Genomic DNA, 14,385 nt, shown 5'->3' with positions numbered 1-14,385 from the left:
AAACCTCGCACGGCGTCACACCCCCGCGCGGAAGAGCGGGTCGGTTGCGTCGCCGGGCACGTCGACCCGGGACGCGACGATCGAGTCCGTGCTCCTGGGCACGTCGAACGGAAGGGTCCCCCGGGCAGCTCCCGGCCTCGTCAGCGCTTCCAGCACGGCCTCGTCCGACGATCCGTACACCGCGACGACGGTCGAGGCGTGCGGCACCAGAGGCGTGAGGATGGCGGGACGTTCCAGGTGCACGACGAGGACGACCGGGGCCGCCTCGGCCAGCTCCTGGAGGCGGTCGACGGTGTCCTGGTCGAACTCGAGCGTGCCGGCGTGGAAGGCCGCCTCGAGAGCGAAACCGTCGCGCGGTTCATAGGGTGCCGCTATTCGCGTCACCACAACGTCGGCCGCACCGGGGGCCTCGGCGGCGACGAGTCCGGCGGCCTCGATCACCGCAGCAGGCACTTCGGGCGAGAAGACGCGTGTACCTTTCTCGAGGGGGAGTGCGGTGCGTTCGTGGGGCAGGATCGTCGCCGAGGCCACCTGGGCGCGGTGACCCGCCGCCCGGAACTCCGTCGAGCCCACCACGTCAGGCGCAGCCTGCTCGTCGACGTAGGGGTCGTCGAACAAGCCGAGCTGGAACTTCACGGTGAGTAGGCGACTGACCGACGCGTCAATCCGCTCCACGGGTATGCGACCGGACTCGACGAGCTCGATGATCCAGCTGGGATCGTCCTCGCCCCCCAACTGGTCCACGCCTGCGTCGAGCGCGCGGGTCACGCGGTCGAGCTCGCTCAGGTCCTCGACGCCCCAGCACCTCGGCGGCAACTGCTTGCCCTGGATGCGTGACTCGGTGATGAGCCCCCAGTCCGAGCAGACGACTCCCTGGAAACCGAGCTTCTCGCGCAGCAGCCCGGTGAGGATCTGGCGGTTGAAGCCGAAACCCACCTCCTCGATGCGTTCCCCGTCCAGCTCCAGCCCCACGGGTACGCCGTACGAGGGCATCACGGCCGAGACCCCGCGGGCGAGCACCCTGGTGAAGGGCTCGAGGTGGTACTCGAACATGCCGCCGGGGTAGTCCTGCTCCTTGCCGTACTGGAAGTGCGGATCCTCGCCGTCGCGTTGCGGACCTCCTCCGGGGAAGTGCTTCGCCATGCAAGCCACGCTCGTCGACGACAGCCCCCCTGCACCCTCGAAGCCGTCGACGTACGCGATGCCGAGCCGTGCGGCGAGATCCGCACTCTGACCGAAGGTGCTGTACTGCCGCGCCCAACGGGGCTCGGTGGCCACGTCGAGCGTGGGGTGCAGCGCCGAGCGGATGCCCAGTGCCACGTACTCCTGTCGCGCGATGTCGGCGAACTCCCGCACCGCGTCTTCGTCCGCGAGGGCACCGAGGCCGATGGGTTCCGGCCACGCCGACAGGTGCTCGGAGCTGAACGAAGCACCCCAGTTCTCGGTGAAGGAGTGCCGCGGGTCGGTGGAAATCGTCACGGGAATTCCGAGCCGCGTGTTCTCTGCCAGTCGCTGGACCTGGTTCGACCACCGCGCCATGGCCAGTGGGTCGGGAATCCGGTGGACGTTGAGGTGCGTCACCGACCGGTTCTGCACGAACTCCTCGACGCTGAGGCGCCCGCCCGCGATCGGTTCGCCGTCCAGGTGGCCGTCGACCGTCACGCTGACGATGGAGTGGATCATGAGGCCGGCCTTCTCGGCGAGCGTCATGCGCGACAGCAGGTCGCGCACGCGGTCCGCGACCGGCAGGTCGGGGTTCTCGTACGGATCCATGGTGCCGTTGCCGTTGAGGTCGCGGTACCGGGTGCCGTCGGGGTTCGTCGAGTAGGTGGCGGTCATGGCGTCCCTCTGTCGGTGCCCGGCTCGGCCGGGGGGGTGCGGTCGTCGCCGTGCGGCCGCGACGCGGTCTCGCCCGGCGAAAGCTCGGGGGCGTTCGTGATGAGATCGATCAACAGGGCCATCCGGCGGCGCAGGTCCACCGACGGCTCGTAGAGCCACTGCAGCTGGAGCCCGTCCAGCGCGGCCAGCAGGAGCGAGGCGACGTCTTCGCGATCCAGCCACGCGGGGAGGTCGTACCTGTCGCCGGCGTGTGCCTGCATGCGCTGAAGGATCCGCTCGCGCACACGCTCGTACCGCACGCGGATGAGCTCCCGTGCCGGGTTGTCCTCCGTGAGCCCTTCCGCGGTGATCACCATGAGGAACTGCACCCACGTCGGGTCCTCGATGTTGCGGGCGACGAGCGAGTCGTAGCCGGCGAACGGAGAGGCCTCGCCGAGGCCGAGGCGGGTCACGATCTCGGCGTCCTCCGCGAAGCGCTGCTGGACGACCGCGTCGAGCAGAGCGTCTTTGGAAGCGTAGTGGTGGAGGATCCCCGCTTGAGTGATGCCGACCTGTGCGGCGATCGCCGCGATGGACGCACCGTGGTAACCGTGCTTCGCGAACTCCTGCGCTGCGGCGGTGATGATGGCAGCGCGCCGGTTTTCACCACGCGGACTGCGACGTCGGATCTTCTCGCTCACCTGGTCAGTCTGCCGCAGGTGCACCTGCGATCACCGCCTCAAGTCGTGCGCGCCGCTCGCGCTGGGCGACGGGGTCGGGCAGCGGCGCTGACATCAGCAGCCGGCGCGTGTATGGGTGGTCGGGTGTGGAAGTGATCTTGTCGACCGACCCGGACTCGACCAGTCGCCCCCGGTTCAGGACCAGCACTCGGTGGCTGATGTGCCGGATGACGGACAGGTCGTGGGAGACGAAGAGGTAGGCGCACTCCGTCTGGCGCTGCAGCTCGATGAACAGGTCGAGCACGCGCTGCTGGGTGGACAGGTCGAGCGCCGACACCGGTTCGTCGCACACGATGAGCCGCGGCCGCAGTGCGAGTGCGCGTGCGATGGCGATCCGCTGGCGCTGGCCCCCGGAGAACTCCCGCGGCAGCCTGTCGGCAGCATCTCGGGGCAGCCGCACGCGGTCCAGCAGTTCACGCACTCGGCGGGAGGCCTCGCTGCGTCCCACGCCCTGCGCGCGGAGCGGTTCGGCCAGGATGTCCTCGATGCTCAGGGAGGGGTTGAGCGATGTGTACGGGTCCTGGAAGACGACCTGGATGTCGCGACTCAGCGCCCGGCGAGTGGTGCATGACGCGTGCGTGATGTCCTGACCCCGGAACGCGATGGTGCCGCGGGAGGGCTTGACGAGGCCCAGGATCGTCCGCCCGATCGTCGTCTTTCCAGATCCGGATTCGCCGACGAGACCCACCGTCTCCCCGGGCGCGATGTCGAAGGAGATGTCGTCGAGCGCCGTGAAGACCTGGCGGTGCCGCCGGAAGTCCACCCCGAGTCGGTCGACGACGAGCAGGGGCTCGCTCACAGCGCGACCTCCTTGGCGTCCAGTTGCGTGCGGGAGGGGCCGCCCTCGAGCGTGGAACCCAGCAGCATCCGCGTGTAGGGGTGCCTCGGGCGATCGAACAACGACTCTGCGTCGTCGAGCTCGACGATCGTTCCGCGGTTCATGACGGCCACCCGGTCGCAGATGTCCGCGACGACGCCGAAGTTGTGCGTCACGATGATCACACCCATGTCGAACTCGTCCCGCAGTTCCCGCAACAGGCGCAGTACATCCGCCTGGACCGTCACGTCGAGCGCGGTCGTGGGTTCGTCGGCGATGAGCAAGCGCGGCTGGCAGGAGACCGCGCCGGCGATGAGCACGCGCTGCGCCATCCCCCCGGAGACCTCGTGCGGGTACGAGTCGTACGTCCGCCGGGGATCGCGGATGCCGACCCGGTCAAGCAGTTCGAGTGCCCGCTGGTGTGCCGTCGCACGACTGATCCCCAAGCGCCTCACCATCGGCGTCGTGAGCTGGGCGCCGATCTTGAACGACGGGTCGAGGTTGCTCATGGGCTCCTGCGGGACGTAGGCGATCCCGGTCCCCCGCAGCGAGCGGATCGCTGAACTCGGCTTGCTCGTGAGCTCCTCGCCCTGGAACACGATGCTGCCTCCGGTGACGCGGCCACCGGCGGACAGCAGTCCCAGGACGGCGAACGCGGTCTGCGTCTTGCCCGAGCCGGACTCCCCGACGAGCCCGAGCACCTCGCCCGTGCGCACGTCCAGGCTGACGTCGTGGACCACCGTCTTCTGCACCGGCGGCTGGCCGTAGGCGATCTGGAGGTTCCTGACGCTGAGCAGCGCGTCCGGCGCCGGCGGCGGGGTCGGGATCGGAGTGACATCGTCCTCGGGGCGCTGTGTCACGGTGCTCGACCGCGGCCCGTCAGGGGCAGGAGCCGGCGTGAGCTCCGGCACCGCCTGCGTGGCTGCGGCGGCGGCTCCCGTGGCCGCTGCTGCACGTGGGTTGCGAGGGCGCCCGGGCGTGCGCAGGCCCCTCTCCTCCAGGGCGTCTCGCAGCCCGTTGCCGATCATCACCAGGGACGCGCAGGTGAGCCCGATGGCGAGGGACGGCCAGAGGATGGAGACCGGGTCGCGGTAGATGTTGCGGAAGCCCTCGTTGAGCATGTTGCCCCAGGAAGGCACGGTGTTGTCTCCCACGCCCAGGAACTCGAGCCCGGACTGGATGGCCAGGGCGATCCCGAGGAGCAGGGACGACTGGATGATGATCGGGGCCCGCACGACCGTGAGGATGTGGCGGCCGATGATCGCCGTGTCCCGCAGTCCCGAGACCCGGGCGGCGTCGACGTAGAGCTCGCGCCGCACGTTGATGACGGCTGTCCGCACGACCCGGTAGAACGCAGGGGAGAGGATGACGCCGAAGATGACCATCGCGTACCAGATGGACGGCCCGAGCACGGCTCGCGCGGCCAGGAGCACCACGATGCCCGGCATCGACTGGACCAGGCTCGACACCCAGACCGACGCCGAGTCGAACCAGCCGCCGTAGTAACCCGCCAGGAGACCACCGGGGATGCCGATCAGCGCTGCCAGGGCCAGCGCGAGGGCCGCGCCCAGCAGACTGACGCGGCCGCCGTGGAGCAGGCGGGCCCAGGTGTCCCGCCCCGCGGAGTCGGTGCCCAGCAGGTGGCCGGGGGACGACGGCGGCAGGTAGGCGTCCCGGATCGACGCCGTGGAGGGATCCGTCGCGGCGAGGAGCGGAGCCAGGGTGGCGCCCAGGACGATCACCGCCAGCACGATGAGGGATCCCGCCGCCAACGGGCTCGACAGGAACCGGCCGATCACGGACTCGCGCGCGGACGAGGTGGGTGTCACAGCGGTCATGCCAGCCTCGCTTTCGGGTTGAGGACGCCGACGACGATGTCGACGAGGAGGTTGACGGTCGCCACGATGACCGCCGTCACGAGGATCAAGCCCATGACGACGGGGATGTCGCCGCGTGAGGTGTACTGGATCGCGACCGTGCCGAGGCCCGGAAGGGCGAAGATCTGCTCGACGATGATCGCCCCGCCGAGCAGGCCGACGAACTGCAGGCCGAGCACCGTGACCCCCGTGCCGGAGGCGTTGCGGAGAGCGTGCTTGAAGATGATCTCCGTCTCGCTCAGGCCGCGGCTGCGCAGCGTCCGGACGTAGTCCGCTCGCAGCACATCGATCATGGCGCCGCGCACCTGCTGCGCCGTGGCGGCGATGGCACCCACCGAGATGGCGGCGATCGGGAGGAGCATGGACTTCGCCCAGCCGGCGGGGTCCGTCGTGATCGGCACGTACCCGGTCGCCGGGAGCAGTTCGAGGTTGATGGCGAGCACCACGACCAGGAAGAGCCCGACCAGGAACCCCGGGACGGCGTACCCGATGACCGACAGCAACTGGACCAGGCGGTCCAGCCACCCGCGGTGCACCGCGGCCGCGACACCGAGGCTGAACGCGATGATCGCCGATACGACGGTGACGGCGACGAGCAGGGTGAGCGTGACGGGCAACCGCGTGAGCAGCGCGTCGAGCACGTTCTGGGGGGTGAAGTAGGAGTGACCGAAATCACCGCTCAGAGCGCCCTGGAGCCACTCGACGTAGCGCACGGCCAGCGGTCGCTCCAGACCCAGTTCGGCCGTTTTCGCGGCGACCTGCTCCTCGGTGGCCTGATCACCGAGGATCGCCCGCGCGATGCCCTCCGAGGACAGGTACAGGAGTGAGAACGCGATCGCGGAGATCGCGAGCATCTGCGAGAGCGCCAGCGCGATTCGCTTGGCGATGAAGGTGAGCACCTGGGGGACCTCTCCGCTCGGGGTGGGCTCCTGCCGTGGTGACGGGAGGCCCACCCTCGCTCAGCTGGCGGGCGAGTAGTTGTAGATCGACGGGACCGCCTGCTGAGCCTGCAGCTCGACGTCGACCGTGTCGTCAGTGGCGTACGTCGACTGGGCGGTCGAGAACACGCCGAACCAGTTGTTGTCGATCAGCCACTGGTTGAGCTGCTGGCCGATCTGCGTCCGCTCCTCGTCCGAGCTGGCGTTCTGGAAGGTGTCGATCAGTTGAGACAGCTCGGGGTCGGTGGACCCCAGGGCGTTCCACGGCGCATCCTCGGCGACGTACTGCTGGATGGTGGTCCAGTCGTTGAACATCGCCAGCGTCATGTAGGTGACTTCGTGCTTCCCTCCGAGGATGGCGGGGATGAACTGGCCCGGCCCGAACTCGGTGCGTGTCATGGTGATGCCGACGTCGGCGAGGTCCTGCTCGATGCCGGCGTAGACGGCCGGGGGGAACACCGGGCTGATCGGCATGTCCAGCGTAAGACCGTCTGCGTACCCGGCCTCGGCGAGGAGCTCGCGGGCGCGCTGGGGGTCGTGGGTGAAACGTTCATCGCCCTCGTACTCGTCGAGGTGGGATAGCGCCTCTTCGGGGAAAATCTGGTTCGTCACCTCGCCGAGACCCGCGCCGGTCGACTCCAGCAGTCCTTCCTTGTCGATGGCGACCGTGATCGCCTCGCGCACCCGAGAGTCGGCGAGCGCCGGGTTGAGCGCGCCTGCGCGGTCGAAGTAGACGAGTCCGGTCCAGTTCAGCGGGGCGTGCTGGACCTCGAAGCCGGCCGACTCCAGTTCCGCGGCGGTCGTGGGCGAGTTGAAGACGGCCGCGTCGATCTGGCCGGACCGCAGCGCGTTGACGCGGGCGGTCTCGTCGGTCAGCACCATGAACTGCACCGAGTCGTAGGGGAGCTGTTCGCCCCAGTAGTCGTCGTTCCGGACGAAGGTGTACTGAGAACCGACGATCGAGTCGTCTAGGAGGTACGGTCCGGATCCGACCGGCTGGCCGGCGATCGCCTCCGAGCCCAGCGCGTCCGGGCTCGCCATCAGCCCCAGAGCGCTCGCGAGCGAGAACTCGAGCGACGGGTCCGGCTCCGACAGGTTGATTGCGAGTGTGGTCGCATCGACGACCTCGGCCGACTCGATGAGGGCGGCCTGGTTGGCCTGGGGGCCGCCGGCGGACACGAAGTGCTCGATGTTGGCCTTCGCGGCCTCGGCGTCGAAGGGAGCGCCGTCGCTGAAGGTGACGTCGTTCCGCAACGTCAGCGTCAGGCGGGTCCGGCTCTCGTCGTACTCCCACTCCGTCGCCAGGAACGGTTCCAGGCTGCCGTCGGGCGCGCGCTTGATCAGCGTGTCGTACACGGCCTGGTAGTAGGGGAAGGCGTTGCCCTCCTGCGCCGCAGCAGGCGCGAACGACGTCGGCTCGACGAAGGCGCCGAGCGTCAGCAGCGGGGCGGTCCCCTCCGCGCCGGAGGCAGCGGCCTGGTCGGGTTCGCCGGCGCCGCCCGAGCAGGCTGCCAGGGAGAGGGTGAGGGCGCCGGCCGTGACTGCCTGCAGCAACCTCGTCATACGTCGCGACATGTCCGTCCTTACTTCATCGTCAGGCGGGTGGGTGATGCCCGTTGGGATCCTGCGGGCCTGCAAGGCGCGCGGCGTCGCGCGCTCGAACCAGCTGCCTGTTCAGCATAGCGCCCTAAACTGACCGCACGCTAGGTTTGTGGTGCTTCGGCTGACCAGCGGGCGACGGAGGGCGATGCGCACATCGGTGAAGACACCTCCGTGGCACGCGGTCGTCGCCGGGCGGGGCGTCCTGCTCGACGGGGTGGTCGGCAGTTTCGCTCCAGGGCTGCTCGCCGGTGCGTCGATGCGTGCGCCTTCCTGTCCGTGCACGCAGTGTTCGCCGGCGGGCCGCCCGCTTCGAGTGAGGTGCCCGTGACGATCCCGGGGGCGCTGCGCTGCCTCTCACCCGGCACTCACAGGCAGTTCCCAACGCGATGGGGGACGACGGCATGACGACACCCCGCTCCACGGTAGGCCGTGCGCCTACGGACCCGCACCTGCAACGAGGGTCGACGACCCGTGTGGTGGTCGACGGTCGCCCCTGTCTCGTCCGCGGCGTCGAGTTGCACGACTCGATGCCGTCCGAACGGACGGGGCTCGACCGCGCCCTGCGGCACGCGGTCGCCCTCGGCGCCAACACCATGCAGGCGGCCGTCACGTGGCAGGCCGTCGAACCCCGGGAAGGCGAGTTCGACACGATTTCCGTGACCGAGGTCATCGACGCCGCGCGCTGCCGGAGCGCGGTTGATCCTGCTCTGGTTCGGCGCGTGGATGAACGGCACGTCGACCTACGCCCCGGCCTGGGTCGCCGGGGACTGGGATCGCCATCCGCGCTGCATCATGGAGGACGGGACCGTCTCCGCCACGCTCAGCCCGTTCGGCGGTAGCGATCTCGACCTGGCTGCGTTCCGGCGGCTCATGGAGTTCGTCGAGGACTACGGCCGCGACGAGCGAACCGTTCTCATGGTTCAGGTGGAGAACGAGGTGGGTCTGCTGGAGTTCTCGAGGGACCACTCTGCAGCGGCTGCGACCCTCTTCGCGAGCGAGCTGCCGAGCGATCTCCGTGGAGCGCTCGCTGAACGACCAGGGTTCGAGGCGGCTCGCACGTGGGCGGACGTGGGCGCGGATCCGCTCGTCAGGGGACGAGGTCTTCATGGACTGGGGCTTCGCCTCTCGCGTGGAGCGGGTCGCCGAGGCAGGTCGTACCGTCTCGTCCCTGCCCTTCTTCGTCAACGTCTGGCTCGATGGGGACGTCGATCTCGACCTGCCCGGTTTTGAGCTCGCCGGAGGCGGAGAGCCAGGCGGCTACCCGAGCGGGGGCCCTTCCCGCGCGTCGCAGACGTGTGGACCTCGGTCGCGCCCACCATCGATCCGCACACGCCGGACCTGTACTTCGGCGAGCCTGCTGAGGTGTTCGACGCGTTCTCGGCGATGAGCGGTGCGCTGTTCGTCCCCGAGCTCAGGCGGGACGTCGTCGGAGTCGGGGCCGTCTTCCTCGCTGTCCGGGAGCATGCTGCGATCGGCGCCTCCCCCTTCGGGGTGGACTTCGCGCCCCTCGAGGAACTGGCCGACGCGTACCGCCTCCTCGAGGCGGCGGAACCACTGCTGGCCCGTGACGGCGGCGACCGCGCCGTCGTCCGATTCAGCGACGTCGTCATGTCGGTCACACGATCCAGCGCTGTCGGGGTGGAACCGTCAGGCAGCCACGGTTACGGCCGGATCGTGAGGATCGACGAAGACGACTACTTGGTGGTCGGGCGTGGACTGAGGATGGCTCTGAGCTGTGCGGACCCGGTGTGGCGAGTCGCCATCGATCAGGTGCGGGAGTTGACGATCGACGCGGGTCGCTGCCGACCCGGGCGCCTCCTCGGCGGCGACGGGGTGGGAGCGGGTTTGGCACAGGGGTCGGCGACCCCCGCGCTTCGTGCGGGGGTCGCCGACCGGCGTGCACCGGTCGGTGGAGCTCGTGCAGCCGTTCGCCGTCCGGGCTCAGCGGCGGACGGCGTCGATCTTGAGCATCCGGGCGATGACGGTGTCGAGTTCGTCGTCGCGGAAGATCTTCTTCCAGTCGTCCTTGACGATGGACTCGCGGCCGTAGTCCATGGCGATGTGGCAGGCCTCGGAGAACGGGTTGGAGCCGCGCAGCGCGTTGGTCAGGGCGATGCCGGCGTGGCCCCACAGCATCGCCCGGGCGGCCTCGGCGGGCACGCCCACGGTGTTCACCGTCTCGTCCAGCGCTTCCTTGAGCAGGGCGCCGATCATGCAGGCGATGGTCTCCACCAGGGTGGGTTCCAGGACGGCGAGCTGCTTCACGCTGACCCAGTGCACCTGGATGACGGGGGCGTAGATGGTGGTGATGACCTGCTCGGCGACCGCCCGCACCCCCTCGTCGTCTACTTCGAGGGCGGCGACGACCTCCTGAGGGGCGGCGATGCCGCCGAAGGTGTCGGCGTACTCCTCGTCCGTGCGCCGCTCCAGGAAAACCGAGGGGTGGCAGGGGTGCGCCACGGCCTGCGCGACGCCGTCGCGGGAGGCGAGCAGGCCGGCGTAGGCGGCGGCCGGGTCCAGGGTCAGCAGGATCGAGCCGTCCTTCATGCGCGGCACGAGGTCCTCGGAGACCTTGCCGAGCACGACGTCCGGAACGGCCAGGACCACGACGTCGGCGCCGTCGACGGCCGCGTGCGCGTCGACGACCTCGCGGCCGGCGGCGCGGACGCGCTCCTGCCCGGCGGGGGAGTTCTCCGCGTAGCGGACGGTGAAGGCGCTGGTGTCGAGGTTGTTCGACACGCGCATGCCCATCTTGCCGCCGGCGCCGATGACCGCCACGGTCAGGGCACCGGTGCCGGTGGTCGTGGTGGGTTCAGCCAGGTCGGTCATCGCTGGTGCTCCTCGGGCGGGTTCGAGTCGGGGGTCGGGCGGGTCAGGCGGGCGAGGGTGGTGGCCGTCCAGGCGGCCTCGGTGCGGGCGGTGGTCTGCGGATCGCCCTGCCAGGGCAGCCAGTGCTCGGCGATGCGGCTGATGCCGCGGTGCACGGGGTCCACGGCCGCGAAGACGGCGTCGTGGTCGAGCAGGCCCTCGCCCAGCGGCACTCCGGTGAGGGTGAAACCCACCCAGCCCTCGGCCCGGGTGAAGGTGAAGTCCTTCACGTGCCAGTTCTTCACGTGCGGGGCGCAGCGGGCGACCACGTCGGGGGGGTTCTCCAGCGCCGCCACGGTGTTGGCCGGGTCCAGGCAGATCCCCAGGTGCGTGTCGCCGAGGGCCTCGACGACGTCCACCAGGGCGGTGGTGGGCACCTGCTCGTAGGTCTCCAGCGCCAGCGTCACACCGGCGCGGGCGTAGTCGGGCAGGACCTCGCGCAGCCGGCGCTCAGTCTCGCTGCGGTCGGGGCGGTCCTCGGGGTCGGCGGGGCCGGCGGTCCACATGCTGCGCACCAGGCGGGCGCCGAGGGCCTCGGCGATCCCCAGGTGGCGGCGCAGGTGGTCGGGGCGGGTGCCGCGGGTGCCCACCTCCAGCGCCAGGCCGAGCTCCGCCGCGGCGCGGCGCAGGTCCGCCAGCCCGGCGCGGTCCAGCCGGTCCAGGCGGGGGTCGTCGCAGACCTGGAACACCTCGGCACCGAGGTGGGCGGCGTCCTCGAACTGCTCGGTGATGCTCATCGGGCGCTCCACCCGGTCGGAAGAGCGCCAGAAGTACGCGTAGGTCCCCGAACCCGCACCGGTGCGGGTGGTCCCGCTCGGTGCGGGTGGCGCGGGTGCGCCGGAGGGTGCGGTGTCCACGCTGACTCCCGGGAAGGTCGCCCTGCTCGCCCGGCGGAGCGCCGGAGAGGGGTGGTGCGCGGCCCCGGTCCTGCCGACCCGGCCGACGGCTGCTGCGCCGTGCGACGAGTCTGCGACACGAGCGAGGAGTGCGTCAACCGGTTGACCAGAAAAAGGTCAACCGGTTTGCTGGTGCTCTGCTCGGCGGTAGCGTGGTGCCCCGCCGGGATGCTTCGACGACGAGGACGGGTGAGCATGGGCGGACGACTTCACGGCAAGCGCGCTCTGGTGACGGGAGCGGCCTCCGGCATCGGGCGGGCCGTGGCCACCCGCTTCGCAGCGGAGGGTGCGCAGGTGGTGTTCGCCGACCGAGACCTGGACGGCGCGCGGGAGGCGGCGCGGCAGCTCCCCGGTGCGGTGGCGGTGCGCGTGGACGTCACCGACGAGGACAGCGTGCGCGACGCCTACGAGGAGGTGCTCACCGACGGAGCACCCCTGGACGTGGTCGTCGCCAACGCCGGCGTGCAGCTGTTCGGGCAGGACGCGCCCGTCGCGGAGCTGGACCTCGACGTCTGGCGGCGCACCCTCGAGGTGAACCTGACGGGGACGTTCCTGACCGTCAAGCACGCCGTGCGCGCCATGACCGGGCGCGACGGCGCGAACAGGGGCGGGTCGATCATCTGCACCGGCAGCCCCACCGGCCTGAACGGCGAGGGCAAGGACTTCACCGCCTACTCCTCCTCCAAGGCCGGCGTGCACGGGCTGGTGCGCACGGTCGCCGCCGCCTACGCGCACGAGGGCATCCGGGTGAACACCGTCGTGCCGGGCTACACCGAGACCCCGCTGGTGAGCGCCATCTCGGGCGACGAGACCTCGCGGGCGGCGATCGTCTCGCGCACCCCCCTCGGCCGTGCGGGAACCCCTGCGGACGTGGAGGGGATCATGGTGTACCTCGCCGGCGACGAGGCGTCCTTCGCCACCGGCGCGGTCTTCCGCGTCGACGGCGGGATGACGTCGCTGTGAGCGCGGACGTCCCCGGTCCGGTCGCGGACCCGGTGGACGCCTGGCTCGACGACGAACCGGCAGCGCGCCCCCTCCAGGTCGGGGACTGGAACCTCACCCTGCGCGGCACGCACCTGGACGACGTCACCCACCGCGGGCGGCGCCTGCTCAGTTCCCTGCGCGTGGTGGTGCGCGACCACGACTGGCGCACCGTGCCCGCCCGGCTCCGCACGTGTGAGGTCACCACGGGGGACGAGCACCCGCAGGTGCTCCTCGAGGCGGAGCACGAGGCTCTGGGGGCGCGCGTGCGCTGGCGGGGCGTGCTCACCGCGCAGGGCGAGCGCCTGCTGTTCACCGTCGAGGGTCGTGCCGCGAGCACGTTCCAGCGCAATCGGACGGGGATCGTCGTCCTGCACCCCCCGCACCTCGCGGGCACCGCGCTGCGCGTGCTGCACCCGGACGGCACCAGCACCACCACCGCCTTCCCGGTCGCCATCGCCCCGCACCAGCCCGCCCGGGACGTCGCGGGGCTGGCGTGGACCGCGGACGGGACCGACGCGTCCATGACCTTCGCGGGGGACGTGTTCGAGATGGAGGACCAGCGCAACTGGACCGACGCCTCGTTCAAGACGTACAGCACCCCGCTGGACCTGCCGTTCCCCGTGCCGGTCGCGCCCGGCGACCGCTTCACGCAGGCGGTCGAGCTGACGGTGAGCGGCTCCGGTGCGCCGGAGGCGCCCGGGGCGGGCACGACCGCTCCCGCCGACCGCGCCGACGCCGGTCCCACCCGGGTGCAGCTCACCCCGACCGGGCGTCCGGTGCCGCAGCTCCAGGTGGGGGCCTCCACCGCTCCCGGGGACGTCACCGGCCCCGCCCGGTGGTGGACCGGGCCCGTGCTGGTCGAGCTCGCCGCCACCGGCCGCGCCTGGCCCGGCGTGCTGGCCCGCGCTCGCCGTGAGGCCGCCGCCGCACCGCTGGACGTGCGCATCACCGCCGAGGACCCCGCGCAGCTCGAGCCCGTCCTCGCGGCGCTCCGGCGTGGGCCGGGGCCTGTGCCCACCGTCGCCCGGATCGCCGCCTACGACGCCGTCGGGCACACCACGACGCCCGCGCTGTGGGAGCACCTCCTGCGGCACGCCGGCCACCTGCCGCTGGCCGGCGGCACGAGCGCGCACTTCACCGAGCTGAACCGGCGCCACGCCGACCTCCCCGCGGACCTGCCGGCGCTGACCTTCTCCAGCACCCCGCAGATGCACGACACCGGCCGGCGCCAGCTGCTGGAGTCCCTCGCCGTGCAGCGCCTGACCGCCGAGCAGGCCGTCGCGATCGCCGGTGACCGCCCGGTGCACATCGGTCCCGTCACCCTGCGCCCGCGCTTCAACGCGGTGGCCACCTCCCCCCGACCGCCCGCGGACGCCGACGTCGTCCCCGAGGGCACCGGGCCGCACCACGTGTGGCAGGCCGACGACCCGCGCCAGGCCGGCCGCGGCTTCGCCGCCTGGCTCATCGCCTCCTTCCAGGCGTTCTCGGCGGCCGGCGTCGCCTCGATCACCTACGCCGAGACGTGGGGGCCCAGGGGCTTCGGCACGGCCGACGGCACCGCGTTCCCCGCCGCTGAGCCGCTGCAGTGGCTCCACGAGGTGAGCGGCTGGGAGCTGCTGGGAGCCCCTCTGCTGCCGGGCGTCGGGATCGTCGCGGCCCGGCGGCACGGCCGGGTCGTCGTCCTCCTCTCGGAGCTCACCGGCTCCGCCCGGCACCTCGACGTCGCCGGCCGGCTCGTGCACCTGCGACCGTGGGGCACCACCCGCTGCGAGGGCGCGTCGCCCCCTCCGGGGACGACCCTCGACGGCGGGCCCTCCGCGGTGCTCCCTGGGCTAGCGTGACGAC

At 71.1% G+C, this 14,385-nt stretch carries 11 protein-coding genes and 1 pseudogene; 4 read left to right on the top strand and 8 right to left on the bottom strand.

From position 1 onward, the window contains the following. Positions 1–15 precede the first annotated feature (15 nt). From ACRYR8_RS05260 to ACRYR8_RS05235, 6 genes are read right to left on the bottom strand one after another with little or no spacing between them, the layout of a single operon-like run. Positions 16–1,839, bottom strand: a complete 1,824-nt coding sequence (locus ACRYR8_RS05260) for a glycoside hydrolase family 3 protein (protein ID WP_432483030.1) — start codon at positions 1,837–1,839, stop codon at positions 16–18. Next, entirely contained in the window at positions 1,836–2,519 is a 684-nt protein-coding gene (locus tag ACRYR8_RS05255; protein ID WP_432483029.1) for a TetR/AcrR family transcriptional regulator, read from the bottom strand. The genes ACRYR8_RS05260 and ACRYR8_RS05255 overlap by 4 nt, the downstream gene beginning before the upstream one ends. A gap of 4 nt (positions 2,520–2,523) precedes the next feature. Next, complete coding sequence (locus tag ACRYR8_RS05250) at positions 2,524–3,357, bottom strand: ATP-binding cassette domain-containing protein (protein WP_432483028.1); 834 nt, start codon at positions 3,355–3,357, stop codon at positions 2,524–2,526. Next, positions 3,354–5,213 carry a dipeptide/oligopeptide/nickel ABC transporter permease/ATP-binding protein gene (locus ACRYR8_RS05245; protein WP_432483027.1) on the bottom strand — a complete coding sequence of 620 codons (1,860 nt, stop codon included), beginning with the start codon at positions 5,211–5,213 and terminating at the stop codon, positions 3,354–3,356. Before ACRYR8_RS05245 ends, ACRYR8_RS05250 begins: the two co-directional genes overlap by 4 nt. Beyond that, the gene (locus ACRYR8_RS05240) at positions 5,210–6,151 is read right to left on the bottom strand and encodes an ABC transporter permease (protein ID WP_432483026.1); all 942 of its coding nucleotides are present in this window, start codon (positions 6,149–6,151) and stop codon (positions 5,210–5,212) included. The genes ACRYR8_RS05245 and ACRYR8_RS05240 overlap by 4 nt, the downstream gene beginning before the upstream one ends. 60 nt (positions 6,152–6,211) lie before the next feature. Continuing rightward, complete coding sequence (locus tag ACRYR8_RS05235; RefSeq protein WP_432483025.1) at positions 6,212–7,765, bottom strand: ABC transporter substrate-binding protein; 1,554 nt, start codon at positions 7,763–7,765, stop codon at positions 6,212–6,214. 723 nt (positions 7,766–8,488) lie between these two features. Here ACRYR8_RS05235 and ACRYR8_RS05230 point away from each other — a divergent pair. Continuing rightward, positions 8,489–9,022 (top strand): hypothetical protein, encoded by a 534-nt coding sequence (locus ACRYR8_RS05230; protein WP_432483024.1) that lies wholly within the window; start codon positions 8,489–8,491, stop codon positions 9,020–9,022. A gap of 153 nt (positions 9,023–9,175) precedes the next feature. Beyond that, positions 9,176–9,616, top strand: a pseudogene (locus tag ACRYR8_RS05225) (DUF5597 domain-containing protein); the annotation flags it as partial. Between the two features lie 117 nt (positions 9,617–9,733). On the opposite strand, the gene ACRYR8_RS05220 reads toward ACRYR8_RS05225, so the two are convergent. After that, positions 9,734–10,621, bottom strand: a complete 888-nt coding sequence (locus ACRYR8_RS05220) for a phosphogluconate dehydrogenase C-terminal domain-containing protein (RefSeq protein WP_432483023.1) — start codon at positions 10,619–10,621, stop codon at positions 9,734–9,736. Next, the gene (locus ACRYR8_RS05215) at positions 10,618–11,517 is read right to left on the bottom strand and encodes a sugar phosphate isomerase/epimerase family protein (RefSeq protein WP_432483022.1); all 900 of its coding nucleotides are present in this window, start codon (positions 11,515–11,517) and stop codon (positions 10,618–10,620) included. The genes ACRYR8_RS05220 and ACRYR8_RS05215 overlap by 4 nt, the downstream gene beginning before the upstream one ends. 234 nt (positions 11,518–11,751) lie before the next feature. Here ACRYR8_RS05215 and ACRYR8_RS05210 point away from each other — a divergent pair, with 234 nt between their 5' ends. Both ACRYR8_RS05210 and ACRYR8_RS05205 read left to right on the top strand, forming a co-directional pair. After that, a complete protein-coding gene (locus ACRYR8_RS05210) occupies positions 11,752–12,519 on the top strand; it encodes an SDR family NAD(P)-dependent oxidoreductase (protein ID WP_432483021.1) in 768 nt (255 codons plus the stop codon). Next, positions 12,516–14,381 (top strand): D-apionate lactonase family protein, encoded by a 1,866-nt coding sequence (locus tag ACRYR8_RS05205; protein ID WP_432483020.1) that lies wholly within the window; start codon positions 12,516–12,518, stop codon positions 14,379–14,381. Before ACRYR8_RS05210 ends, ACRYR8_RS05205 begins: the two co-directional genes overlap by 4 nt. Positions 14,382–14,385: the final 4 nt, after the last annotated feature.

Origin of the sequence: Kineococcus esterisolvens (assembly GCF_050871405.1) — a bacterium.
Lineage (GTDB): Bacteria > Actinomycetota > Actinomycetes > Actinomycetales > Kineococcaceae > Kineococcus.
The sequence above is the reverse complement of the archived record's forward strand: the minus strand, read 5'-3'. Positions and strand labels throughout refer to the sequence as shown.

Bases quoted from the DNA above. Each gene is read 5' to 3' on its own strand.
- ACRYR8_RS05245 (WP_432483027.1), bottom strand. From the start codon at position 5,213: ATGACCGCTGTGACACCCACCTCGTCCGCGCGCGAGTCCGTGATCGGC.
- ACRYR8_RS05260 (WP_432483030.1), bottom strand. From the start codon at position 1,839: ATGACCGCCACCTACTCGACGAACCCCGACGGCACCCGGTACCGCGAC.
- ACRYR8_RS05235 (WP_432483025.1), bottom strand. From the start codon at position 7,765: ATGTCGCGACGTATGACGAGGTTGCTGCAGGCAGTCACGGCCGGCGCC.
- ACRYR8_RS05210 (WP_432483021.1), top strand. From the start codon at position 11,752: ATGGGCGGACGACTTCACGGCAAGCGCGCTCTGGTGACGGGAGCGGCC.
- ACRYR8_RS05220 (WP_432483023.1), bottom strand. From the start codon at position 10,621: ATGACCGACCTGGCTGAACCCACCACGACCACCGGCACCGGTGCCCTG.